The sequence below is a fragment of the Bradyrhizobium sp. ORS 285 genome (assembly GCF_900176205.1).
Lineage (GTDB): Bacteria > Pseudomonadota > Alphaproteobacteria > Rhizobiales > Xanthobacteraceae > Bradyrhizobium.
In genome coordinates, this window is sequence record NZ_LT859959.1 from 3,326,999 (window position 1) to 3,349,662 (window position 22,664).

Annotated in this window: 19 protein-coding genes; 12 read left to right on the plus strand and 7 right to left on the minus strand. The window is 65.5% G+C overall.

The features are described 5' to 3' along the window. Positions 1 to 76 precede the first annotated feature (76 nt). The 3 genes from BRAD285_RS14985 to BRAD285_RS14995 all read left to right on the plus strand — a co-directional run bounded on the left by BRAD285_RS14985 (position 77) and on the right by BRAD285_RS14995 (position 2,244). The gene (locus BRAD285_RS14985; protein ID WP_035644434.1) at positions 77 to 1,072 is read left to right on the plus strand and encodes a hypothetical protein; all 996 of its coding nucleotides are present in this window, start codon (positions 77 to 79) and stop codon (positions 1,070 to 1,072) included. A gap of 306 nt (positions 1,073 to 1,378) precedes the next feature. After that, positions 1,379 to 1,681, plus strand: coding sequence for a hypothetical protein (locus BRAD285_RS14990; RefSeq protein WP_006609357.1), 303 nt, complete (start codon positions 1,379 to 1,381; stop codon positions 1,679 to 1,681). A gap of 239 nt (positions 1,682 to 1,920) precedes the next feature. After that, on the plus strand, positions 1,921 to 2,244 hold the full coding sequence (locus BRAD285_RS14995) for a hypothetical protein (protein ID WP_006609356.1): 324 nt from the start codon (positions 1,921 to 1,923) through the stop codon (positions 2,242 to 2,244). Positions 2,245 to 2,518: 274 nt separating this feature from the next. Here the strand turns inward: BRAD285_RS14995 and uvrA are convergent, their stop codons facing one another. The 6 genes from uvrA to BRAD285_RS15025 all read right to left on the minus strand — a co-directional run bounded on the left by uvrA (position 2,519) and on the right by BRAD285_RS15025 (position 10,517). Beyond that, complete coding sequence (gene uvrA, locus BRAD285_RS15000; protein ID WP_006609355.1) at positions 2,519 to 5,581, minus strand: excinuclease ABC subunit UvrA; 3,063 nt, start codon at positions 5,579 to 5,581, stop codon at positions 2,519 to 2,521. Positions 5,582 to 5,880: 299 nt separating this feature from the next. Further along, complete coding sequence (locus tag BRAD285_RS15005) at positions 5,881 to 6,534, minus strand: outer membrane protein (protein WP_006609354.1); 654 nt, start codon at positions 6,532 to 6,534, stop codon at positions 5,881 to 5,883. Between the two features lie 287 nt (positions 6,535 to 6,821). After that, positions 6,822 to 7,550: an outer membrane protein gene (locus tag BRAD285_RS15010; protein WP_006609353.1), complete on the minus strand. Its 729-nt coding sequence runs from the start codon at positions 7,548 to 7,550 to the stop codon at positions 6,822 to 6,824. A gap of 214 nt (positions 7,551 to 7,764) precedes the next feature. Next, positions 7,765 to 8,550 (minus strand): outer membrane protein, encoded by a 786-nt coding sequence (locus tag BRAD285_RS15015; protein ID WP_006609352.1) that lies wholly within the window; start codon positions 8,548 to 8,550, stop codon positions 7,765 to 7,767. Between the two features lie 265 nt (positions 8,551 to 8,815). After that, positions 8,816 to 9,571 (minus strand): outer membrane protein, encoded by a 756-nt coding sequence (locus BRAD285_RS15020; RefSeq protein ID WP_006609351.1) that lies wholly within the window; start codon positions 9,569 to 9,571, stop codon positions 8,816 to 8,818. A gap of 193 nt (positions 9,572 to 9,764) precedes the next feature. Next, positions 9,765 to 10,517: an outer membrane protein gene (locus tag BRAD285_RS15025; RefSeq protein WP_006609350.1), complete on the minus strand. Its 753-nt coding sequence runs from the start codon at positions 10,515 to 10,517 to the stop codon at positions 9,765 to 9,767. Positions 10,518 to 10,990: 473 nt separating this feature from the next. On the opposite strand from BRAD285_RS15025, the gene BRAD285_RS15030 reads away from it, so the two are divergent. Both BRAD285_RS15030 and gyrA read left to right on the plus strand, forming a co-directional pair. Beyond that, a complete protein-coding gene (locus BRAD285_RS15030) occupies positions 10,991 to 11,485 on the plus strand; it encodes a single-stranded DNA-binding protein (protein ID WP_006609349.1) in 495 nt (164 codons plus the stop codon). A gap of 208 nt (positions 11,486 to 11,693) precedes the next feature. Then, complete coding sequence (gene gyrA, locus BRAD285_RS15035; protein ID WP_006609348.1) at positions 11,694 to 14,444, plus strand: DNA gyrase subunit A; 2,751 nt, start codon at positions 11,694 to 11,696, stop codon at positions 14,442 to 14,444. Between the two features lie 21 nt (positions 14,445 to 14,465). Here the strand turns inward: gyrA and BRAD285_RS15040 are convergent, their stop codons facing one another. Next, complete coding sequence (locus BRAD285_RS15040; RefSeq protein WP_006609347.1) at positions 14,466 to 14,723, minus strand: hypothetical protein; 258 nt, start codon at positions 14,721 to 14,723, stop codon at positions 14,466 to 14,468. A gap of 274 nt (positions 14,724 to 14,997) precedes the next feature. Here BRAD285_RS15040 and coaD point away from each other — a divergent pair, with 274 nt between their 5' ends. The 7 genes from coaD to BRAD285_RS15075 all read left to right on the plus strand — a co-directional run bounded on the left by coaD (position 14,998) and on the right by BRAD285_RS15075 (position 22,585). Beyond that, positions 14,998 to 15,492, plus strand: coding sequence for a pantetheine-phosphate adenylyltransferase (coaD, locus tag BRAD285_RS15045; RefSeq protein WP_006609346.1), 495 nt, complete (start codon positions 14,998 to 15,000; stop codon positions 15,490 to 15,492). Positions 15,493 to 15,568: 76 nt separating this feature from the next. Continuing rightward, the gene (locus BRAD285_RS15050) at positions 15,569 to 16,132 is read left to right on the plus strand and encodes a peptidylprolyl isomerase (RefSeq protein WP_006609345.1); all 564 of its coding nucleotides are present in this window, start codon (positions 15,569 to 15,571) and stop codon (positions 16,130 to 16,132) included. A 274-nt stretch (positions 16,133 to 16,406) separates the two neighbouring features. Next, a complete protein-coding gene (locus BRAD285_RS15055) occupies positions 16,407 to 16,871 on the plus strand; it encodes a peptidylprolyl isomerase (RefSeq protein ID WP_006609344.1) in 465 nt (154 codons plus the stop codon). A gap of 131 nt (positions 16,872 to 17,002) precedes the next feature. Next, a complete protein-coding gene (queA, locus tag BRAD285_RS15060) occupies positions 17,003 to 18,076 on the plus strand; it encodes a tRNA preQ1(34) S-adenosylmethionine ribosyltransferase-isomerase QueA (protein ID WP_006609343.1) in 1,074 nt (357 codons plus the stop codon). A 229-nt stretch (positions 18,077 to 18,305) separates the two neighbouring features. Then, the gene (locus tag BRAD285_RS15065) at positions 18,306 to 19,778 is read left to right on the plus strand and encodes a tyrosinase family protein (protein ID WP_035644431.1); all 1,473 of its coding nucleotides are present in this window, start codon (positions 18,306 to 18,308) and stop codon (positions 19,776 to 19,778) included. A 10-nt stretch (positions 19,779 to 19,788) separates the two neighbouring features. Next, positions 19,789 to 20,577, plus strand: coding sequence for a DUF2182 domain-containing protein (locus tag BRAD285_RS15070; protein ID WP_035644450.1), 789 nt, complete (start codon positions 19,789 to 19,791; stop codon positions 20,575 to 20,577). Continuing rightward, the gene (locus BRAD285_RS15075) at positions 20,570 to 22,585 is read left to right on the plus strand and encodes a caspase family protein (RefSeq protein WP_006609340.1); all 2,016 of its coding nucleotides are present in this window, start codon (positions 20,570 to 20,572) and stop codon (positions 22,583 to 22,585) included. Before BRAD285_RS15070 ends, BRAD285_RS15075 begins: the two co-directional genes overlap by 8 nt. The last annotated feature ends 79 nt before the right edge of the window (positions 22,586 to 22,664 follow it).

Genomic DNA, 22,664 nt, shown 5'->3' on the forward strand with positions numbered 1-22,664 from the left:
GATGAAGCGACGGACGGAGTCCGTCGCTTCATTTGATTTGAATTATTTGTATCATTCAACAGCAGCGAGATTTCAGATGCCGTTCAACAAATTTGCAGCCGCCTATCTGTCCTACTTCGCCTATATCGATGACGCGCTCGACGTCGTTCAGGCCAGCGACTTCGCGACCTTCCTGCAGAAGATCCCCGCCGGCCCGGCCAACGGACCCTGGTCCTTGTGCTGGGGCCCGGCCGTGAATGATGGCGTGCTCGCCTATGTCGCGAAGGGCGCCGACGGCAGCTACGCACTGGCGTTTCGCGGCACCGATGTCGACGGCTCGGTGTCGGCGGCGTTCGAGAATGTCGGCGCCGACCTCGAGGCGTTCTTCATGGTGCCGTTCCTGTATCCGCAGCAGCCGTCACTGCCGGCCGCGTCGCAGCCGCAGATCTCGTCGGGTCTCAACGGCGCGCTGGCGCTGGCCATCGGGCTGACCGATCCGGCGACCGACATCTCGCTGCTGGATTATCTGCGCAGTCTCGCCAAGGCCGCTCCGCTCGATCTGATCGTGACCGGGCACAGCCTCGGCGGCGCGCTCGCTGTGGCGGCGACCGCCTGGCTGCAGGATCAGCTGCCGAAGGCCGGTGCTGTCTCCTACACGCTGTGGCCGCACACGTTTGCATCCCCGACGATGTGGAACGCTGCGTTTGCAAGCGATTTCGCGAGCTTTACCTACTACGCCGCCGTCAACAAATACGACGCGGTGCCGATGGGCTGGGCTGATCTCGCCACCTTGCAGACGACCTATCCGGCGCCGGGGCCGAGCCTCGAAGATACGGATACGCTGCTCTATGTCGGCATCTTGGCCCTGGAGCCCGTCGCTGCCAAGCTCGGCTACACCAAGATCGTGCCGAGCAATCCCGATGTGTTCGCGGCGACGCTGCAGTCGGTGCCGACATGGACCGACGAGGCCGGCCTGATGCATTCGATGCAGGACGTATATTTCCAGCACGTGATCGGAACGGTCGGCCCGGATCTGCCGGGTACCAGCACGACCGGCGTGGCGCGGCCGCGTGCGGTGGCTGTGGCGGCCTAAAGCGCGATGAGATCAGGATGAATCTTCATCGCGCTTTAGGTTATTGTTTGCGCATGATCTTTTCGGAAAACCGCTGCGCACTTTTCCGGATCATGCTTTAGTGCGATCGCTGCGGCGGCGCGGGCGAAGATTGTGGAGGCGCGATGCGGACGGCGTGTCGCGCCTTTTTCCATGCGTGTCGATCGACGGCTGCAAGGGGATGAAGCGATCTCGCCGATCACGTTTGCATCACGGCTTTTGTGAGGGTGCGCTGCGGAACGGTGCCGCAATGCGGCCGTTGACCCGCACGAAAGCAAGGAGAACAACATGCAACGCACGATCAAGATGGCGGCGCTCGCCGCGGCAACCCTCGTCATCGGTACCGCCGCCGCGTCCGCGCAGGGCTATGCCCGCTACAACGATTCGATGGCCTTCGTGCCGCCGGCGCAGAGCTATGATTCCGAGCCGGTCTATGGCGCCGTGCAGGCACCGGCCTACGCACCGGGTCCGGCGGCCTGGGGCCGCGGCTTCAACGGCACCAACCATCCGACTCCGGGCTCGACCCAGGGCGATGTCGGCCCGCAGGGCAACAACAACGGCACGCAGACCGGCATCTATCGCCAGTGGTAACAGCATCGCCGCCTTAATGGCGTCGGTGTGAGTTCAGCAAACCCGTCGCTCGGACACGAGCGGCGGGTTTGTTGCGCCTGAACGGACGAGCACGTCTGAACGGAGGAGTGGGCGGATTACGGCCTCGCTCGAATGTGAGCGCCGCGTTGTGTCGCACAATTGTTGGAGCGACCACCGGAACCTCCTCTGCGGTGCCGTCGTTTGTTCCCCGATTCAATTAGGAACAACGGAGCAAGTTCATGCGCATGATCACGATGGCCGCGCTGGCTGCGGCGACGGTGGTGACGGGCACGGTCGGCGCCACGGCCGGCGAATACGGCCCGGGCGGCTACGGCTATGGCGGCCAGACCACCAGCACCTATGCCTACCGCGACTCCTTCGCCTGGGCGCCGGCCCCAGTCTACGAGGAAGGCTACGTCGCCGTCGCACCCGGCCCCTATGCCGGCCCGGGCTGGGGCGCCGGCTACAACGGCACCAACCACCCGACCCCGAGCTCAACCCAGGGCGACGTCGGCCCGTGGGGCAACAACAATGGGACGCGTAGCGGATATTATCGGTGGTGAGTTGAGCTTGTAGAGCAACGATCGAGCCCGTCGCTCTTGGCTGAGCGGCGGGCTTCCGTTTGAGGCGACGGCTGCCGCCCCGACCGTCATTGCGAGCGCAGCGAAGCAATCCAGACCCTTGCGCTCTGCCCTGGATTGCTTCGCTGCGCTCGCAATGACGGCGTAACTAACATCCATTGTCCGCGTAGCCGGATGAGCCCAGCGATATCCGGGGTCATCGCCGACGTCCGAGGAGAACCCGGAGTCGCTATCGCTCATCCGGGCTACGGCTGCGCTACTCCGCTGCCTCGCTCGCAGCCCCACGGCCGCGCTTCTTCGGCTTGGCTGACTTCTCCAGCACCGGCTTCAGGAACTGCCCCGTGTAGCTGCGCGGCGCCTTGACGATGTCCTCGGGCGGGCCCCAGGCGACGATCTCGCCGCCGCCGTCGCCGCCTTCGGGGCCGAGGTCGATGACCCAGTCGGCGGTCTTGATGACTTCCAGATTGTGCTCGATCACGACGACGGTGTTGCCCTGCGCGACGAGCTCGTGCAGCACCTCCAGCAGCTTCTTGACGTCGTGGAAGTGCAGGCCCGTCGTGGGCTCGTCGAGGATGTAGAGCGTGCGGCCGGTGGCGCGCTTGGACAGCTCCTTGGCGAGCTTGACGCGCTGGGCCTCGCCGCCTGAGAGCGTGGTGGCCTGCTGGCCGACATGGATGTAGTCGAGGCCGACGCGGCGCAGGGTCTCAAAGGTGTCGCGGACGCGCGGCACGGCCTTGAAGAACTCGGCGGCCTCCTCGACGGTCATGTCGAGCACGTCGGCGATCGACTTGCCCTTGAACAGCACGTCGAGCGTCTCGCGGTTGTAGCGCTTGCCCTTGCAGACGTCGCAGGTGACGTAGACATCCGGCAAAAAGTGCATCTCGATCTTGATGACGCCGTCGCCCTGGCAGGCCTCGCAGCGGCCGCCCTTGACGTTGAAGGAGAAGCGGCCCGGCTCGTAGCCGCGCGCCTTCGATTCCGGCAGGCCGGCGAACCATTCGCGGATCGGCGTGAACGCGCCGGTGTAGGTCGCGGGGTTGGAGCGCGGCGTGCGGCCGATCGGCGACTGGTCGATATCGATGATCTTGTCGATGTGCTCCAGGCCCTCGATGCGGTCGTGCGGCGCGGCGGCCTCGTTGGCGCCGTTGAGCTTGCGCGCGATCGACTTGTAGAGCGTGTCGATCAAAAGCGTCGACTTGCCGCCGCCGGAGACGCCGGTGATGGCGGTGAACAGGCCGAGCGGGATCTCGGCCGAGACGTTCTTCAGATTGTTGCCGCGGGCGTTGACGACCTTGATGGTGCGGCGATGGTTCGGCGGCCGCCGTTCGGGCACCTCGACCTCGAGCTCGCCGGTGAGATATTTGCCGGTCAGCGACTTCGGGTTGCGCATGATCTCGGCGGGCGTGCCCTCGGCGACGATGTGGCCGCCATGGGTGCCCGCGCCCGGGCCGATGTCGAGCACGTAGTCGGCCAAGCGAATGGCGTCCTCGTCATGCTCGACGACGATCACGGTGTTGCCGAGGTCGCGCAGCCGCTTCAAGGTATCGAGCAGGCGGGAATTGTCGCGCTGGTGCAGACCGATCGAGGGCTCGTCGAGCACGTAGAGCACGCCTGTGAGCCCCGAGCCGATCTGCGACGCCAGGCGGATGCGCTGGCTCTCGCCGCCGGACAGGGTGCCGGAGGAGCGGGCGAGGGTCAGATAGTTCAAGCCGACATCGAGCAGGAAGGTCAGGCGGTCGCGAATCTCCTTGAGGATGCGTGTCGCGATCTCGGTCTGCTGCGCGTTGAGCTGGGCCGGCACCTCGGCGAACCATTCGCCGGCGGCCTTAACGCTGAGATCGGAGATCTCGCCGATATGCTTGCCGCCGACCTTGACGCACAGCGCCTCCGGCTTCAGCCGAAAACCCTTGCAGCCGGCGCAGGGGACGTCGTTGAAGTACTTGCCGAGCTCCTCGCGCGCCCATTCGCTCTCGGTCTCGCGGAAGCGGCGCTCGATGTTGGTGATCACGCCCTCGAACGGCTTCTTGGTGTCGTAGGCGCGGACGCCGTCCTCATAGGTGAACTTGATCTCGTCGTCGCCGGAGCCATGCAGCAGAGCGTTCTGCGTCTTCTTCGGCAGGTCCTTCCACTTGGTGTCCAAGGTGAACTTGTAGAATTTGCCGAGCGCGGTCAGCGTCTGCAAATAATAGGGCGAGGACGACTTGGCCCACGGCGCGATCGCGCCCTTGCGCAGGGTGACGTCCTTGTCGGGAATCACGAGGTCGGCGTCGACATGCTGCTCGACACCGAGGCCGCCGCATTCCGGGCAGGCGCCGTAGGGATTGTTGAACGAGAACAGCCGCGGCTCGATCTCGGGGATGGTGAAGCCGGAAACGGGACAGGCGAACTTCTCCGAGAACAGGATGCGCTCGGGTCCGCTCTTGTCGTGGATTTTTGCCACCTTCTTCTTCTCGTCATGGCCGGGCTTGACCCGGCCATCCATCTCTTTCGAAGAGGATGGATCACCGGGTCTCGCGCCTTCGGCGCGGCCCGGTGATGACGAGGAGGGGGCGGGGTCGGCGAATTCGACGACGGCGAGACCCTCGGCGAGTTTCAGCGCGGTTTCAAAGCTCTCGGCCAGGCGCTGGCCGATGTCGGGGCGCACGACGATGCGGTCGACGACGACGTCGATGTCGTGCGGAAACTTCTTGTCGAGCGTGGGCGCCTCGGCGAGCTCGTGGAAGGTGCCGTCGATCTTGACGCGCTGAAAGCCCTTCTTGAGGTATTCGGCGAGTTCCTTCTTGTACTCGCCCTTGCGGCCGCGCACGACCGGGGCCAGCAGATAGAGGCGGGTGCCCTCCGGCAGCGCCAGCACGCGGTCGACCATCTGCGATACGGTCTGGCTCTCGATCGGCAGGCCGGTCGCGGGTGAGTAGGGCACGCCGACGCGCGCCCAGAGCAGGCGCATGTAGTCGTAGATCTCGGTGACGGTTCCGACGGTGGAGCGCGGGTTCTTCGACGTCGTCTTCTGCTCGATCGAGATCGCCGGCGACAGGCCGTCGATCTGGTCGACATCCGGCTTCTGCATCATCTCCAGGAACTGGCGCGCATAGGCGGAGAGCGATTCGACATAGCGGCGCTGGCCCTCCGCATAAATCGTGTCAAAGGCGAGCGAGGATTTGCCGGAACCGGACAGGCCGGTGAACACCACGAGCTTGTCGCGGGGAATCTCGACGTCGACGTTCTTGAGGTTGTGCTCGCGGGCGCCGCGGATGGTGATCGCCCGCAGACTCGACTGATTGGCTTGCGCGCGCTGCTTGGCCTTGATCACTTCATCCATGACGATTGTCCCACGGCGCAGGGCTGCGCCATCGTTGCAGGCGCGTTCTGCCGGAAGCCGGCCCTCGGACGCCAGGGGGAAAGGTATCGTCGGAACGTAGGAAGAACGGGCCCGGATTTCCAGTGCCCCGAGCGAATCATCAACAATGCGCTCGCGACATGGCAGCGAGTGGCAGGAGCGGAACCGCTCCGCAATTGGCGGGGGCGGCCGGGCGATCGATCGGGAAGCGGATTCGACAAAGAAAAAACCTCCGCCCTTGTGGAGCGGAGGCCTGTGCGTTGGCCCGAAGGCCGCAGTTCTTAGAAGTGGTAGTTCACGCCGACCTGAACGCTGTGCAGGTTCAGGTTGCCGGTCGGCAGAGCGCCGTTGAAGTAGGTCTTGCCGTCGAAGCTCTTGTAGAGGTACTCGGCCTTGACCGACCACTTCGGAGCGAACATCACCTCGACGCCGCCGCCGGCGGTCCAGCCGCTCAGGAACTGCGAGTCGGAGACGCTGACGCCCAGCGCCGAGAGGCTGATCTTGTTGTTGGCCCAGGCGTAACCACCGGTGCCGTACACCAGCACGGTGTTGAAGGCATAGCCGATGCGGCCGCGGACCGTACCCGTCGCGTCGATCTTGCTGCCGACGGCAACAGCACCGAAGCCCGGAACAACGCCACCGACCGAGTCCTTGATGTCGGCCCAGGCAGCGTCGGCCTCAACGCCGAACACCCACGCGCCGGTCTGCCAGTTGTAGCCGGCGGTGCCGCCCGCGAAACCACCCTTCGGGCTCAGGATGCCGCCGTTGTCCGTGGTCGCGTAACCGCCCATGCCGCCGAGGTAGAAGCCACCCCAGGTCGGAACCGGCGCGAGAACCGGGGCCTTGGTGTAGGTCGGACGCGCGGCAAGATCGGCAGCGGCAGCGGGAGCAGCCAGGGCGGCCAGGGCCACGGTCGCAAGCAGGATCTTCTTCATTCTTGTCTCCAGTTTATTCCTCGAAGTCCGCGTCGCACCGAAGCTTTCACGCACGAAACAGACTCACCCGTTCAAGTTGACGATCACCCTATAGCCGGGTTCCGTGCGGATTACCGTCACCCTGAAGCCACACTCGCGGCCAAACCGCGTTTTTGCGGGCGGGTTCCCGAAAGCCATTGTGACTCAATTGCTTGGTTCCGGGTGTGGCCTGCGGATCAAGGTGTCATCCGGGCAACAAAAAAGGCCGGCTTTCGCCGGCCTTTGGGAACTCGCGGTTGATCGGTCGATCAGTATTTCGCCACGACCGGGCCACCGAAGCGGTAGTTCAGGCGGGCCGTGAACAGGTCGACATCCTGCTTGATGGTGTCGGTCTGGGTGAAGACCGCGCCGCGGAACGGGACGTTGGTGTTGCCCATGAACAGGTGGTCGTACTCGAAGCCGACCGACCATCCCGGCGCGAAGGCGTATTCGACACCTGCGCCGACAGTGGCGCCCCACTTGTGCACGGTCGTGGTGGCCAGCACGCTGTTGATCACGCCGGAGAAGATCTCGTACTTGGTGTCGGTGACCGCCGCGCCGCCCTTGGCGTAGATCAGGGTGTCGCCGAAGGAATAGCCGATCTGGCCGGTGAACAGGCCGAAGGCGTTGAGCTTGGTGCGGTTGCGATCGGGCGCGAACACCGGGCTGATGTTGTTGCCGGTGAGATCAGCCCAGTTGCCCTGCGCCTCCAGGCCGAACACGACCGAGTTCATCTGCCAGCGATAGCCGAACTGACCGCCGATCGTGCCGCCGGTGGCGTTGTGGCAGCCCTCGGTCGGGCCGTTCACGAGCGTCCAGCAGTTGCGGCTCGAGCCGTAGCCGCCGTTGATGCCGAGGTAGAAGCCGCTCCAGTCGTTGATGGCAGCAATCATCGGCGGCGCCTTGGTGTACGGGCGGACGGCCATGTCGGCCGCCGAAGCGGACGTGGCGGTTGCGATGCCGACGAGAGCCGTCGTGATCACAAACAACTTCTTCATCAAATTCTCCCCCAAGGAGTTGGAATGACAAGCGATGAAACGTTCATACACGCGGCATCCCGGAGATGCTGTAACGCACCTGCCACAGGGTGTAAAAAGCGTTATAAATCAAATATTTAACACAAAAGCGCCGCGCCGATGCCGAAGCCCTGACACGAAAAAGGCCGGCGCGGGCGCCGGCCTTCAGAAGGGCTCCGAGAAGCCGCTTTTTCGCTTAGTAGCGGGTGCCCGCGGGGCCGCCGAATCGGTAGTTCACCCGCACCGTTGCCATGTCGATGTCCTGCTTGATGGTGTCGACGCGCGAATTCACCAGGGCAGTGGCCGGGAACGTGATGTCGCGCGAGCCCATGAACAGGTGGTCGTATTCGACGGCGACCGACCAGTTCGGCGCAAAGCCGTACTCGACGCCGGTGCCGACGGTGCCGCCCCAGCGAGTCTCGCTGGCGGAGTCCAACTGCGTTCCGACGGCGATCGGCGCGGCTGCATTGGCGGTCCCGGTGTATTTGTTGTGCGTGACCGCGGCGCCGCCCTTCACGTACCAGAGCACGTTGCCCCAGGCGTAGCCGACCTGGCCGGTGAACAGGCCGATCGCGTCGGTCTTGGTGTTGTTGGTGATGCCGGCTGCGAGGGCTGCGGTGCTGGCTTGCGACGATTTCAGGTCGGTCCAGTCGCCTTGAGCTTCCAGGCCGAACACCCAGCTGGCGGCCTGCCAGCGATAGCCGACCTGACCGCCGATCAGGCCGCTGCTCGCATTGCGGCAGCCTTCGGACTGCGCCGGTGCGACGGGCACGCCGCCGACCTGATTCAGCGTCCAGCAATTGCGGCTCCAATCGGCGCCGCCGTTGATGCCGAGATAGAAGCCGGCCCAGCTCGGCAGCGGCGCGACATAGGCCGGCGGCGGCGCCTTGCCATACGGACGCGTCGCGAAGTCGGCGGCCGATGCCGGAGCCAGTCCGAGCAAGGCCGCACCGGCAGTCACGATCAAGGTAGTCTTCTGCATTGGTTCTCTCCCCAGTCCCAGAACGAGTCCCGCCGGATCCCTCCGATCCGGCCGCGTGTCGTTTGTCGCTGGTTGTAGGAGAGAGTGATTTCTAAAGCGGTGATGGCCGAGCAGGCGCGGCCAGATGTATCGATCGTGCTTAAGCGGACGTAAATGACGCCGCGACCGAGGCGGGATGACGCCGGGCAGGGCGCGCGAGACAAGGCTCGCGGGCCATCGAGCGTTCGCAGAAAGCCGGCGGACGGGACGTCGTGCGCCCGCGCGCTCAGTGCTTGGAGACGACCGGGCCGCCCCAGCGATAGTTGACGCGCACCGTCGCCATGTCGACGTCCTGGCCGACCGTGTCCGTCCGGGTCGCCGCGCCGGCGGGGACGCCGGTGAAGTTCAGGGCCTTGTTGCCCATGAAGATGTGCTCGTACTCGGCGCCGACCGACCAGTTCTTGCCGAAGCCGACCTCGAGCCCGGTGCCGACCGCGGCGCCCCACCGGGTGGTGCTGAACTGGTCGAGGGTCGTCCCAGTGCCAGTCGCAAGACCGTTGTACTTTTCGCCCGCGACAGCCGCGCCGCCCTTCACGTACCAGAGCACGTTGTTCCAGGCATAGCCGATCTGGCCGGTGAGTAGGCCGACACCGTTGACCTTGGTCTGGTTGGTGACTGCCGGCGCGAGCTGGCTGGTGTTGCTGCCCTTGAGGTTGGCCCAGTTGCCCTGGCCCTCGACGCCGAACACCCAGCTGCCCGCCTGCCAGCGATAGCCGATCTGGCCGCCGGCCAGCGCGCCGGTCGCGTCGTGGCAGCCCTCGGCATTGGTCGCCGCGACGCCGCCAAAAGTGACGTTGTTGGTCCAGCAGGTGCGGGCGGAGCCGCCACCGGCGTTCAAACCGAGATAGAAGCCGCTCCAATCATAGATCGTGGCGATCATCGCGGGCGCCTTGGTGAAGGTGCGCGCGGGCAAATCGGCTGCGATCGCCGGCGCAAGCCCCAGCGCCAACGAGGTTGTCGCCCCCAGCAACAGCCTTCTCATCGCAGTCCCCAAACCAAGTCCGACGCCCGCACGCACGCTCTCACCAACGCCCACCCGCGGAGCCTTGATAGACCCTTCCGTCGCAAAAAGCCGTCACCCAAACGACACAGCGGCTCAGCAAGTGCCGGTTCTGACAGGCAAAAAAAGGCCGGCGCGAGGCCGGCCTTTCGTCATATTCGCGTCTAGCGAGCAATCAGTAGCGCGACACGCTCGGGCCACCGAAGTGGTAGACGATGCCGGCCTTGACGGTGTGGATGGTGTCCTTCCACTCCGACCGATTGCCCGCAGCGGGGGTGTACTGGAGCGAGCTCGTGCCGAAGTCGAGGTAGTTGTACTCGACCTTGGCCGACCAGTTCTGGGCGAACATGTATTCGGCGCCGGCACCGATCGTCCAACCCCAGCGCCAATCGTTCTGCGACGCGCCGGCCGCAGCCCCGAACAGGCCGGGATCGTAGCGGTGCTGCAGATCGCCGACCGTGGCACCGCCGCTGACGAAGAACAGGGCGGGGCCAGCTGCCCAGCCGAGACGACCCTTGATGTCGCCGAAGCCGCGCAGCCGGGTGAAGTAGCTGTCACCGAAGCCGGCGTTGATCACGCTCGAGCGGCCGTTGATGTCCGCCCAGTGGTAGTCGCCTTCGAGGCCGAACACGACGTTGTCGACCTGCCAGTTGTAGCCGATCACGCCACCGGCGAAGCCGCCGTTGAAGTCGTAGCGCTGCGTGCCGGCGAAGCCGACCGCGTTCGGCGCGCCCAAGAAGGTCTCATCGCTGCGACCCCAGCCGCCGCCGCCCTGCAGACCGAGATAGAAGCCGGCCCAGGTCGGAAGCGGAGCGGGCGCTGCCACCGGCGCCTTGGTGTAGGGGCGGGCAGCCAGGTCGGCGGCCCCTGCGGGGGCCAGCGACCCCAAGACCATCAAGCTGGCTGCTGCAAGAAAGATTCTTTTCATCCCAAGTCTCCCGCGTTGGGCGCCCCGAATTTCGTCCCCGGAGGCGCTCGTCCTTAGAGGTGGCGCGACCGCGTTAGCGGCCTCATTCCATCCGCAAATATACGCGATTCAACCCTGGATACCGTCTCCCAAAAGCCACAGGCGAGGAGGATGTAAGGCAGGCTAAGTTAATGAAAGTTAATCGCTTTTTCGTGATCAGGGGAACTTTTTGGCAGTTCCATGCATGGAACTCGGGGTTCCCTGCGGTTCCATTCGGTTCCATGAAACTCGCTGTCTGGTTGTGGGCGTAGGTTTGCGAACAAAACTGGAACGATCATCCTCGGCCTGCTATATGTGGATAAGCAATGAGAAAGCAGGTGGCAGGCGCGGCAACCGTATAGGGTCCGGCGCCAGAGGAAGGGTTAGCCACCTTGTGCCGAGAGGCCGGTCGGCAGGACCGGTCCGGTCATTTCTGAAAACCGCGGGAGAGTGTGATGGCGGGTAGCGTGAACAAGGTGATTTTGGTCGGCAATCTCGGCAAGGACCCTGAGATCCGCCGCACCCAGGACGGTCGGCCGATCGCCAATCTGAGCATTGCGACGTCGGAAACGTGGCGCGACAAGGCGACGGGCGAGCGCAAGGAAAAGACCGAGTGGCACCGGGTCGTGATCTTCAATGAAGGTCTCTGCAAGGTCGCCGAGCAATATCTCAAGAAGGGCTCCACGGTGTATATCGAAGGCGCGCTTCAGACCCGCAAATGGACCGACCAGAGCGGCGTCGAGAAGTACTCGACCGAGGTGGTGCTGCAGGGCTTCAACTCGACGCTGACGATGCTCGGTGGCCGTGGCGGCGGAGGCGGCGGCAATTTCGCCGACGACGCGGGCGGTGGCGATTTCGGCATGAGCAGTCCGTCCTCATCACCGGCGCCACGTCGTCCGATGGCGGCCGCCAGCCGCAACAGCGACATGGACGACGACATTCCGTTCTGATCCGAAGGCGGCGCGGAGCGGGGCTCGCAAGGCCCGTTCCGCGTCAGCTCCACCGCGGCCGTGGATCGTTCCGTAAGATCTTGTTAAGTCGCTGGAATTGCGGCTCGAAAAACCTTCGTGCTGGAAGGCCTGGGGGTGGCCTGCCGCGACGCGATGCGCTATATGATTCCAAGCGATTTTCGCGTGTCAAAACCGACCGGTATCCCCTTTGTCCGATAAAGAAGATGAGAAGCCCGGCGAGCCGGGCGGACCTTCCGACATTCGTCCCGTTTCCATCCTCGACGAGATGAAACGCTCCTACCTCGATTACGCGATGAGCGTGATCGTGGCGCGAGCGCTGCCCGATGCGCGCGACGGCCTGAAGCCGGTGCATCGACGCATCCTGTTCGGCATGTACGAGAACGGCTTCGAATGGAACAAGCCGTACCGCAAATCGGCGCGCACCGTCGGCGACGTCATCGGTAAATACCATCCGCACGGCGACCAGTCGGTCTACGACGCGCTGGTACGCATGGCGCAGGACTTCTCGATGCGCGTGCCGCTGATCGACGGTCAGGGCAATTTCGGCTCGGTCGACGGCGACATGCCGGCGGCGATGCGCTACACGGAATCCCGCCTGACCAAGATCGCGCAGTCGCTGCTCGACGATCTCGACAAGGACACCGTCGACTTCCAGGCGAACTACGACAATTCGGAGAAAGAACCGTCGGTCCTGCCGGCGAAGTTTCCGAACCTGCTGGTCAACGGCGCCGGCGGCATCGCCGTGGGCATGGCGACCAACATCCCGCCGCACAATCTCGGCGAGGTCATCGACGCCTGCATCGCGCTGACCGACAATCCCGCGCTGACCATCGACGAGTTGAACCAGATCATCCCTGGTCCGGACTTCCCGACCGGCGGCATCATCCTGGGCCGCGCCGGCATTCGCTCGGCCTATCACACCGGCCGCGGCTCGATCGTGATGCGCGGCAAGGTGACGATCGACACCATCCGCAAGGACCGCGAGGCGATTCTGATCACGGAGATCCCGTATCAGGTCAACAAGGCCTCGATGGTCGAGCGCATCGCAGAGCTCGTCCGCGAGAAGAAGATCGAGGGCATCTCGGATCTGCGCGACGAATCCGACCGCGACGGTTTCCGCGTCGTCGTCGAGCTCAAGCGCGACGCCGTGCCGGACGTGGTGCTGAACCAGCTCTACAAGTTCACGCCGCTGCAGACCAATTTCGGCGCCAACATGGTGGCGCTGGATGGCGGTCGTCCGCAGACCATGAACCTCAAGGATCTGCTGAGCGTGTTCGTGGCCTTCCGCGAACAGGTCGTGACGCGGCGGACCAAGTTCCTGCTCAACAAGGCGCGCGACCGCGCCCACATCCTGGTCGGCCTCGCGATTGCTGTGGCCAATATCGACGAGATCATCCGCGTCATCCGGACGTCGCCCGATCCGAACACGGCGCGCGAAACCCTGATGTCGCGCGACTGGCCGGCGCAGGACGTCGCAGCGATGATCACCTTGATCGACGATCCGCGCCACCGCATCAATCCGGACGGCACCGCGCGGCTGTCGCTGGAGCAGGCCAAGGCCATTCTCGATCTGCGTCTGCAGCGCCTCACCGCGCTGGGTCGCGAGGAGATCTCCGACGAGCTCGACAAGCTCGCGGTCGAGATCGCCGACTATCTCGACATCCTGCGCTCGCGCGCCCGCGTCCAGGATATCGTCAAGACCGAGCTGTCGGCGATCAAGGCCGAGTTCGCCACGCCCCGCCGCACCGTCATCGCCGAGCAGGAAGGCGAGATGGAGGACGAGGACCTGATCCAGCGCGAGGACATGGTCGTGACCGTGTCGCACGCCGGCTACACCAAGCGCGTCCCGCTGTCGGCCTATCGGGCGCAGCGCCGCGGCGGCAAGGGCCGCACGGGCATGCAGACGCGCGAGGAGGATTTCGTCAGCCGGCTGTTCGTGGCCTCCACGCACACACCGGTGCTGTTCTTCTCGTCGCGCGGCCAGGTCTACAAGGAGAAGGTCTGGCGGCTGCCGATCGCGGCGCCCAACGGCCGCGGCAAGGCGCTGATCAACATCCTGCCGCTGGAGCAGGGCGAGCGCATCACCACGATCATGCCGCTGCCGGAGGATGAATCCTCCTGGGCCAATCTCGACGTGATGTTCGCCACGACGGGCGGCAACGTTCGGCGCAACAAGCTGTCGGATTTCGTCGATGTCAGGCGCTCCGGCATCATCGCGATGAAGCTCGACGAGGGCGAGGAGATCGTCAACGTCCAGATCTGCACCGAGCGTGACGACGTGCTGCTGACGGCCTCGGGCGGCCAGTGCATCCGCTTCCCCGTCACCGATGTGCGCGTGTTCACGGGCCGCACTTCGATGGGCGTGCGCGGGATTGCACTCGCCGAGAGCGACAAGGTGATCTCGCTGTGCATCCTGCGCCACGTCGAGACCACCTCGGACGAGCGCACGGCTTATTTGAAGATGCGTCGCGCGATGTCGGGCGAGGCGACGACCGAGGAGCCCGTCGAGACCGAGGGCGAGGAGGCGGCCGCGGGTGCGATCCAGCTGTCTCAGGAGCGATATGTCGAGATGTCGGCGCAGGAGCAGGTGGTGCTGACCGTCTCGGTCAACGGCTACGGCAAGCGCACCTCGTCCTATGAGTACCGCACCACCGGCCGCGGCGGCAAAGGCATCGTCGCGATGTCCGTCAACAACCGCAACGGCAAGCTGGTGGCGTCATTCCCGGTCGAGGACGGCGACCAGATCATGCTGGTCACCGACAAGGGCCAGCTGATCCGCTGCCCGGTCGACGGCATCCGTATCGCCGGCCGCTCCACCCAGGGCGTCATCGTGTTCAACACGGCTGACGACGAGCACGTCGTCTCGGTCGAGCACATCGGCGAGGAGGCGGAAAACGGCAACGGCGGCAATGGGACCGAGGGGACCAATGGCGAGTAGGGCGTAGCTACTCGCTCCCTCTCACTGCGTCCGCTCGACACCGACGATCCGCGCCTCGCGGATCGTCGACTTGGTGCCGGCGCCGCGCAGGCAGGAGGCCTCGAAGTTCGGCCAAGCCTGCTGCGAGCAGTCGCGGCCGATCGGGCGAAAGTCGAGGCGGTCGCCCTTGGCCAGCGGCTGCGGCACGCTGGCGTTCACCTCCGGGGCGAGGCCGGGCAGGACGGTGAGGGCGGCAGCCACGAAGCCGGCCGCTGCGACGGCAGAAAGCGCTTTGATCATGACGGTCCCCTGTGGTTGGGCCGTTCCCGGCCCGTCGTTCGTTAAGGATTTGATAACCATTTCGGGTTTCGAGATGCTTTCGCGGTCCGAGCGAATTGGTTTCGTGGCCTTGCCGCTGTGTTTCGTGGCTGAAGTTCCGAGGAAACAATCGCGAAGGCGGGCGGCAGTTCCGGCTGTATTGCCGCAGCGCACCCGCATGGCCCAGGCATCACAGCCGCGCCAGCATAGGCGCCGGCGGCTTGCCGGCCTGTTCCGGCCGGTATAGGACGGGCGCATGCAACGCATTGCGCTCTATCCGGGCTCGTTCGATCCCGTCACCAACGGCCATCTCGACGTGGTCCGGCAGGCCGTTCACCTCTGCGATAAGCTGATCGTCGCGGTCGGCGTGCACCACGGCAAGAAGCCGCTGTTCTCGACCGAGGAGCGGCTGGCGATGGCCCATGAGGTGTTCGGACCGGTCGCCGCCGCCGCCGGCTGCGCCTTCGACGCCTCGACCTATGACAATCTGACCGTGACGGCCGCTGCGAAGGCGGGTGCGATCATGATGATCCGCGGCCTGCGCGACGGCACCGATCTCGACTATGAGATGCAATTGGCCGGCATGAACCAGACCATGGCACCGTCGATCCAGACGGTGTTCGTGCCGGCCTCGGTGCCGGTCCGTCCGATCACTGCCAGCCTCGTGCGCCAGATCGCCGCGATGGGCGGCGAGATCTCGCATTTCGTGCCGCCGTCGGTGCTGGCCCCCTTGAAAGCCAAGTTCGTCTGACGATCCGGCGTCCGGCGACGGCCTGCGCCGGGCGGCCTTCTTAACGCGTCCCTCTCATCATCTTTTCGGAGTTGCCATGATCCGCGCTCTCGCCTTCGTCTTCGCTCTCGTGTTCGCCGTGCCGGCGCTGGCGCAATCGCTGCCCGCCGGGCTCGACAAGCAGAATGCGCTGGTCATCGACACCACCAAGGGCCGCATCATCATCAAGCTGCGCACCGATCTCGCGCCCCAGCACGCCGAGCGGCTCAAGACGCTGGCGCGCGAGGGCTACTACAACAATGTGCCGTTCCACCGCGTGATGGACGGCTTCATGGCGCAGACCGGCGACGGCCAGAAATTCGACGGCACCGGCGGCTCGAAATATCCGAACCTGAAGCAGGAGTTTTCGCAGACGCCGTTCAAGCGCGGCACCGTCGGCATGGCGCGCCGCGGCGACAGCGTCGATTCCGCCAACTCGCAGTTCTTCATCTGCTTCGGCGACGCCTCCTTCCTCAACGGCCAGTACACGGTGGTCGGTGAGGTCGTGCAGGGCATGGACGTCGTGGACAAGCTGAAGAAGGCGCCTCCGGGCTCAGCGGGCGGCGCCGTGACCGATCCGGACAAGATGGTCAAGGTCCAGGTCGCCTCCGACATCAAGTAGCCGGAGAGCGCAGGGCGCCCGGGCTTCGCGCCCGGGTTCCCGCGCGGTTTAAGGAACCCTTTGCCACGCGCCGCCCGCCGCATCGACAGGACGGGCGGCTTCAGCTTTAAGCGCGTTGGGTCTATTCTGGACCCGCATCGCCCCGGGCCTCGTTGTGCCCGGAGTGCCGTCAGGAGGGGTGGCGGCCGCACATGAGAAGGCGCCGCGACATGTCAGACCCCGGACTGTCCGTTGTCCTACCCCTCATCAATTCAACCAAAACCGAGAGACCCGCATGGCTGTGACTGAAAATACCTTGATCCTCGAGACCACCCAGGGCCCCGTCACCATCGAGATGCGCCCCGATCTGGCGCCGAACCACGTCGCGCGCATCAAGGAGCTCGTCCGCGAGGGCTTCTATGACGGGATCGTCTTCCACCGCGTCATCGACGGCTTCATGGCACAGACCGGCTGTCCGCAGGGCACCGGCATGGGCGGCTCCGGCAAGAAGCTGAAGGCCGAGTTCAATGCCGAGCCGCATGTCCGCGGCACCACGTCGATGGCCCGCGCCGCCAACCCGGATTCCGGCGACAGCCAGTTCTTCATCTGCTTCGACGACGCCAGCTTCCTCAACAAGCAGTACACCGTCTGGGGCAAGGTCACCGAAGGCATGGAGAACGTCGACAAGATCAAGCGCGGCGAGCCGGTGCAGAACCCAGACAAGATCGTCAAGGCCTACATGGCCGCCGACGCGGCGTAACCAACGACCCTCATGGTGAGGAGCGTGCGCAGCACGCATCTCGAACCATGAGGCCACAGTCGGGCCTCATCCTTCGAGACGCGCTGACGCGCTCCTCAGGATGAGGTGTCCGACGGTCGTCCAGAACGACGATGCGCACCGATCTTTTCGATTTCCATCTTCCCCCCGAGAACATCGCGCTGCGGCCGGCGAGCCCGCGGGAATCTGCACGCATGCTGGTGGTGCAGGGCGACGGCGTGCTGCGCGACCGCACCGTCGGCGATCTGCCGGACTGGTTGGAGCCGGGCGATCAGCTCGTCGTCAACGACACCAAGGTGATCGCCGCCCAGCTCTCCGGCCGCCGCATCAGCCGCGAGACCGAGGCCAAGATCGAGGCGACGCTGATCAAGCGGCTCGACGGTTCGCGCTGGCAGGCGCTGGTGCGGCCGGCCAAGAAGCTCGCCCCGGGCGACACGATCCGCTTCGGCAATGAGGGCAAGGTCTGTTTCCTGGGCCATCTCGACGCCACCGTCGAGGCCAAGGGCGAGGAGGGCGAGGTGACGCTGTCCTTCGTCTTCCACGGCCCCGCGCTCGATCAGGCCATCGCCGATCTCGGCCGCCCGCCGCTGCCGCCCTACATCGCCGGCAAGCGGCCCGCCGACGAGCAGGACGCCGCCGACTATCAGACGATGTTTGCGGCCAACGAAGGCGCTGTTGCCGCGCCGACCGCCGGGCTGCATTTCACGCCGGCCCTGGAGCAGCGCCTGCGCGAGCGCGGCGTCGTGCTGCAGCGAGTCACGCTGCATGTCGGCGCCGGCACCTTTCTGCCGGTGAAGGTCGACAACACCGAGGGCCACCGCATGCATGCGGAGTGGGGGAGTCTCACGGCCGAGACTGCGGCTGCTCTCAACGAGGCGCGCGCGAACGGCGGCCGGATCGTGGCCGTCGGCACCACCTCGATGCGGCTGCTCGAAAGTGCCGCGCTGCCGGACGGCACCATCGCGCCGTTCGAGGCGGAGACGTCGATCTTCATCACGCCCGGCTACCGCTTCCGCGCCGTCGACATCCTGATGACCAACTTCCATCTGCCGCGCTCGACCCTGTTCATGCTGGTCTCGGCCTTTGCAGGCCTCGAGACGATGCAGGCGGCCTATGCGCATGCGATTGAGAGCGGCTACCGCTTCTATTCGTATGGCGATGCCTGCTTGTTGTTCCGCGCCGAGTAGCGCGCTCACCGACCGATAATTTCGAGTCCGCCGCACCGGCTGCCGCAGTGACCTGCGGCAGAGTGTCGGCGCATGCCTGCGAGCACGTACTTGCCTGATCGGCAATTTGCGCTAGTATCCACTCATTGCCGCAATGATTGATTGTGGGGTGCGTCACACATCGTGTCCGCTCCATCCCGTTAGTTCGTTGGGACGACCAGACAGCTTTTCGACAGGAAAGGATTTTGTCATGGGTGCGGTTCGGCAGGACGTTGCGACGCTGGGCGCCGGTTGGAATAAGACTTTGCTGAACTACGCGCTCGCCATGCGAGCGCTCGATCAATTGCCGATCAGCAATCGCAACAGCTGGAAATTTCTCGGCGCCATGCATGGCTTCGACGAGGAGCTCTGGCGCAGCGAGGAATTGATCGGCGGCACCGATCCGGTGCCGGCGGACCTGACGAACGGCACCTATGGTGATCAATGCCAGCACGGCAGCTGGTACTTCCTGTCTTGGCATCGCGGTTACCTCGCGACCTTCGAAGCCATCGTCGCAGCCAAGGTGAAGGAGCTCACCGGCGACGACTGGGCGCTGCCGTACTGGAACTATCTCGATGCGAGCAACCCGGATGCGCGCAAGGTGCCCGCGGCGTTCATCGCCGACAAGCTGCCGAACGGCGATCCCAATCCGCTCAAAACCTATCCGCGTCGGCCGGGGCTCAGCATCCTGCAGCCGGGCCGGCGCGACGCGTTCAGCCTGGCTGCGGTGCAGGAAAACGATTTCATCGTCGGCAAGGACGGCAGCATCGGCTTCGGCGGCGGCATCACCGGAGACTTCGTTCAGTTCGGTGGCTGGACCGGCGATCTCGAGAACAACCCTCACAACACGGTGCACCGGCTGATCGGCGGCTACATGGGGGATCCGCGGCTTGCCGGGCTCGACCCGCTGTTCTGGCTGCACCATTGCAACGTCGACCGGTTGTGGGAGGCCTGGATGAACACGCCGGGCAAGACCATGACGCGCGACTCGCGCTGGCGCGAAGGGCCGGCCGATCGTCCGTTCCTGATGCCCGCGCTCGGAGGCGCCGATCCCGGCATCAGCTTTGGCGGCGCGGATACGTTGAAGGGCGGGAAATTCCACCCCACCTATGACGATCTGACCAAGGGAACGGGCCTCGTTCCGGGAGGTGTCGCGGTGGCACGTGTGGGCATGGGTCCTTCGCATCAGCAGTCCGTCGAGCCCATCGGCGCCAATGCCAGCGTGGTGAGTGTCGGCAGCACAGCCGCGAGCAGCCTCGTCACGCTCGAGCCGCGGGCGACCGCCGCCGGTGTGGCCGCGATGGGGGCGACGACTCCGGGACAGACGGTGACGCGACTCTATCTCGCGCTGGAATCCGTCCGCGGCAATGCCCCGGCGCCGCAGCTCGATGTCTACGTCAACCTGCCTGATGGCGCCGATCCGGATGCGCATCCGGAATTGCACGCGGGCAACCTGACCCTGTTCGGCTTGAACGTCGCGTCGCGGCCGGATGGCCGGCACGGCGGCAATGGTCTCGGCTACACGCTCGACATCACCGATCTGGCGCAGCGCCTGCAACAGGCCGGGGGCTTCGATCCGACCAACATCCGCGTGACGCTGGTGCCCGGCGAGCATGTCAGTGACGCTCAGCCGATTACGGTCGACAAGATCAGCGTGTTGAAGCGCGTCGGCACCGTCAGCTGAGTTGGCTTCGATGCGGCGCGCAGCGATTTTGCGCAGCTTTGCCCGGCCGCCCTGGTGGGCGCTGTTCGCCGCGGCAGGCTGCGGCTTGCTTCTGTCGACCTATGGGACGGCGACGGCGACCGTGCCGCTGCTCTGTCGCTCTAGCGCGATCAGCGAGCTGACCGCGACGAACGCCGCCGATGCGGTCGCCCTCGCGATCGCGCTCAATCCACCGGGGCCGCTCATGGCCGGCTGGGCGCTGATGTTGCTGGCGATGATGCCGCCGCTGCTCGCCGCGCCCTTGATGCACGTCTGGCGCTCGAGCCTGCCGCAACGCCGCCAAGGGTCGCTGGCGCTGTTCCTGATCGGCTATTGCGCGGTGTGGATGGCTGCCGGGTCGCCGCTGATCGTGCTCGCCGTGACGCTGCACATGCTGCTGGGCGGCGTCAGCCTGTGGGTGACCTTTTCGCTCGTGGTTGTGGCGCTGCTCTGGAGCGCCTCTCCGTGGCAGCGGGCGGCGCTCAACCGCGGTCACCGCCTGCAGCGGATCAGCCTGTTCGGCTGGGCTTGGGGGCGGGATTGCGCGCGGTTCGGTGTGGTCCACGCGCTGTGGTGCGTGGCCTCCTGCTGGCCTTGGATGCTGGCGGCCGCAAGCGCGGAGGATTGGCATCTTGCGTTCATGATAGCGGCCGGCGCGATCATGCTCGGCGAGCGCCTGGCGCCCGCGGAGCCGCCACGCTGGCGCTGGCCCGTGCTGATCCTGGCGCTCGATCCGCGCCCCGCTTGGGCGCCGCTGCAGGACCTGCTCCGCCATGGGTAGACGCGCATGTCTTGCGATCGGGGTGGCGACCGTGCTGCCGGTGAAAGCGAACGAGACCTCGCGCTTCGTCGATCTCGATGGCGCCGTGATTGCGGCCCGCGCCATCGGCGATTGGGCACTGCGCTCGGGCTTCGGCGCTGAGAACGTTCGCGTCGTCGACGACAAGCGGGTCGGCGGCAAGGACAATCCGGTCACGGCCGCGCGCGTCCAGCAGGCGGTGGACGAATTGTTTCCAGCCGGTGGCGACGGCGTCGACCATCTCTTTCTCGCCTTCTGCGGCCATGGCCTCACCGATGCGAATTTCGGCTCGATCTCCTGGCTGTTCAGCGACTCCTTGCGTGCGCGCTATCGCGTGGTCGCGGACGCCTTCAATGAGGAACTGCTGCATCACAACGTCCAGCGCATCACTCTCATCTCCGATGCGTGCCGCGAAGCTCCCAAGGATATCGACCTGATGCGGCTCGATCCGGTGCGCGGAATCACGGTCGACGGCGAGCGGGTGGAGAGCCCGAAATTCGATCGCTTCGCCGCCTGCCAGGATGGACAGCTCGGCTTCATGGTGGCGGAGCAGAACTCCGCCAGCCCCGGCAAATGCATTTTCTCAGGCGTGATCGTCGATGTGCTCTGGGGCAAAGAGCCCACGGCGATCAGCAATGACGTGATCACCACCAACAGCTTCGGCGTCTGCGTGCGCAACCGGACGACCCAGCGCGCCAAGGATTATCGGCTGAAGCTCAATCCGCAGTGCCAGGTCGATCCCGAGGCCGTTGTTCTCTACGACAAGAACAAGCCGCCGCCGGACAATGGCATCGAACTGCAACCCTGGCCGCCAGCTGGCAGCGCGTCCATCATGGGCGCGCTCCCGCCGGTGGCCGACGCGGCCGAGGCCGAACGCAACCTGGAGATGGTTCGCACCGACGAGTCGTTCCGCAACCGCGTTCTTGGGCCGGGCTTCGGTCTCAACAAGCTTGGCTTCGGCGTCTCGAAGGAAACCTTGCCGATCCCGCGCGCAAGCGAGGACATGCTGCATGACCTGGTCCGGCTGCGCGTCGCGCCGTCGGAGCAAAGCCGTACACAGGAGACGCAGCGTGCGGCGGATGCCATTGCGCTGCAGCTCGAGGCCGACGCCGTCGCTGCTGCGCGCGCCAAGGCCGCCGGCGAATTTCGCCGCAGCGTCACGCAGATCAAGCCATCTCCCGGGCCCGACGGGTCCAACTTGATCATTGCCGGAGACGCCAAATTGTGGGCGCGGCAGCCGCCACAGGCGGGCCGCCAGACCGCGGCGCGGATGGGCTTTCGCGTCAGCACGGATCCTGCGGGATGGCCTGTTCTGGTCGAACTCGCCGACGGCAGCTTCGTGCCGGTCGTCCCTTATGACGGCCTGTATGCTGTCGTGAAGCAGAGCTCGACCGGAGACGTCATGCTCGTCTATGGCGAGCGCGATTCGCGGGACGCCTTCCGCGATGCGCTCGAGGCGATCACCGATTTCGCGGCGGGTCGGATCGGTCCCGATCGACTCGCCGCGCTCGCGGCGCGGCTCAGGCTTTCCAAGCATGCCGATCCTGCACTGGGCGCGATCTGTGCTCATCTGTATCGGGCGATGGCCGACTTCGACAGCATTCGCCGCATGGCCTATTTGTTCGTTGCGAACGGACAGGCGGTGCCGTTCGACGTCGCGCTGCTCGGTGCCATGGACGTGGTGCGCGGCCGCGACGGCACGCTGACGCTCGCGATCCCGGCCGTGAAGGCGCGCAACCGGCCGGATGGCGCTTCGGAGCTGCCGGACTTCGTCATCTGCAGCACACCCGAAGCCCAGGCATCAATCGCGGGACGCTGCCCGTGGCTGGCCAGCGGCTGGGATTTCGTGACCGATCCGCGGCGGGCGACGGCCGCACTGGTCGAAGGTCTGGCCGAGCACGCCGCCGAGATCCGCCGCAGCGGTTTCACCGTGCTTCCCGCTGAAGCCGGCCGACAGTTCGCCCAACAATGGGGGCTGACGCCCCCCTGAGAAGCTGGTCGGCGGCTCCGGCACGATGTCGCGGCAGCAGGCCAGGACGCGTGGCCGGCTGCCATCGCTCTGCGATGCG

What these genes read in the sequence shown, in the direction of transcription:
- BRAD285_RS15075 (WP_006609340.1), top strand. Translation starts at nt 20,570, where the DNA reads ATGGGTAGACGCGCATGTCTTGCGATCGGGGTGGCGACCGTGCTGCCG.
- BRAD285_RS15020 (WP_006609351.1), bottom strand. Translation starts at nt 9,571, where the DNA reads ATGAGAAGGCTGTTGCTGGGGGCGACAACCTCGTTGGCGCTGGGGCTT.
- BRAD285_RS15070 (WP_035644450.1), top strand. Translation starts at nt 19,789, where the DNA reads ATGCGGCGCGCAGCGATTTTGCGCAGCTTTGCCCGGCCGCCCTGGTGG.
- coaD (WP_006609346.1), top strand. Translation starts at nt 14,998, where the DNA reads ATGCAACGCATTGCGCTCTATCCGGGCTCGTTCGATCCCGTCACCAAC.
- BRAD285_RS15010 (WP_006609353.1), bottom strand. Translation starts at nt 7,550, where the DNA reads ATGAAGAAGTTGTTTGTGATCACGACGGCTCTCGTCGGCATCGCAACC.
- BRAD285_RS14990 (WP_006609357.1), top strand. Translation starts at nt 1,379, where the DNA reads ATGCAACGCACGATCAAGATGGCGGCGCTCGCCGCGGCAACCCTCGTC.
- queA (WP_006609343.1), top strand. Translation starts at nt 17,003, where the DNA reads ATGCGCACCGATCTTTTCGATTTCCATCTTCCCCCCGAGAACATCGCG.
- BRAD285_RS15030 (WP_006609349.1), top strand. Translation starts at nt 10,991, where the DNA reads ATGGCGGGTAGCGTGAACAAGGTGATTTTGGTCGGCAATCTCGGCAAG.
- BRAD285_RS15005 (WP_006609354.1), bottom strand. Translation starts at nt 6,534, where the DNA reads ATGAAGAAGATCCTGCTTGCGACCGTGGCCCTGGCCGCCCTGGCTGCT.
- BRAD285_RS15050 (WP_006609345.1), top strand. Translation starts at nt 15,569, where the DNA reads ATGATCCGCGCTCTCGCCTTCGTCTTCGCTCTCGTGTTCGCCGTGCCG.
- BRAD285_RS15055 (WP_006609344.1), top strand. Translation starts at nt 16,407, where the DNA reads ATGGCTGTGACTGAAAATACCTTGATCCTCGAGACCACCCAGGGCCCC.
- BRAD285_RS15015 (WP_006609352.1), bottom strand. Translation starts at nt 8,550, where the DNA reads ATGCAGAAGACTACCTTGATCGTGACTGCCGGTGCGGCCTTGCTCGGA.
- BRAD285_RS14985 (WP_035644434.1), top strand. Translation starts at nt 77, where the DNA reads ATGCCGTTCAACAAATTTGCAGCCGCCTATCTGTCCTACTTCGCCTAT.
- BRAD285_RS15025 (WP_006609350.1), bottom strand. Translation starts at nt 10,517, where the DNA reads ATGAAAAGAATCTTTCTTGCAGCAGCCAGCTTGATGGTCTTGGGGTCG.
- BRAD285_RS15040 (WP_006609347.1), bottom strand. Translation starts at nt 14,723, where the DNA reads ATGATCAAAGCGCTTTCTGCCGTCGCAGCGGCCGGCTTCGTGGCTGCC.
- BRAD285_RS15065 (WP_035644431.1), top strand. Translation starts at nt 18,306, where the DNA reads ATGGGTGCGGTTCGGCAGGACGTTGCGACGCTGGGCGCCGGTTGGAAT.
- uvrA (WP_006609355.1), bottom strand. Translation starts at nt 5,581, where the DNA reads ATGGATGAAGTGATCAAGGCCAAGCAGCGCGCGCAAGCCAATCAGTCG.
- BRAD285_RS14995 (WP_006609356.1), top strand. Translation starts at nt 1,921, where the DNA reads ATGCGCATGATCACGATGGCCGCGCTGGCTGCGGCGACGGTGGTGACG.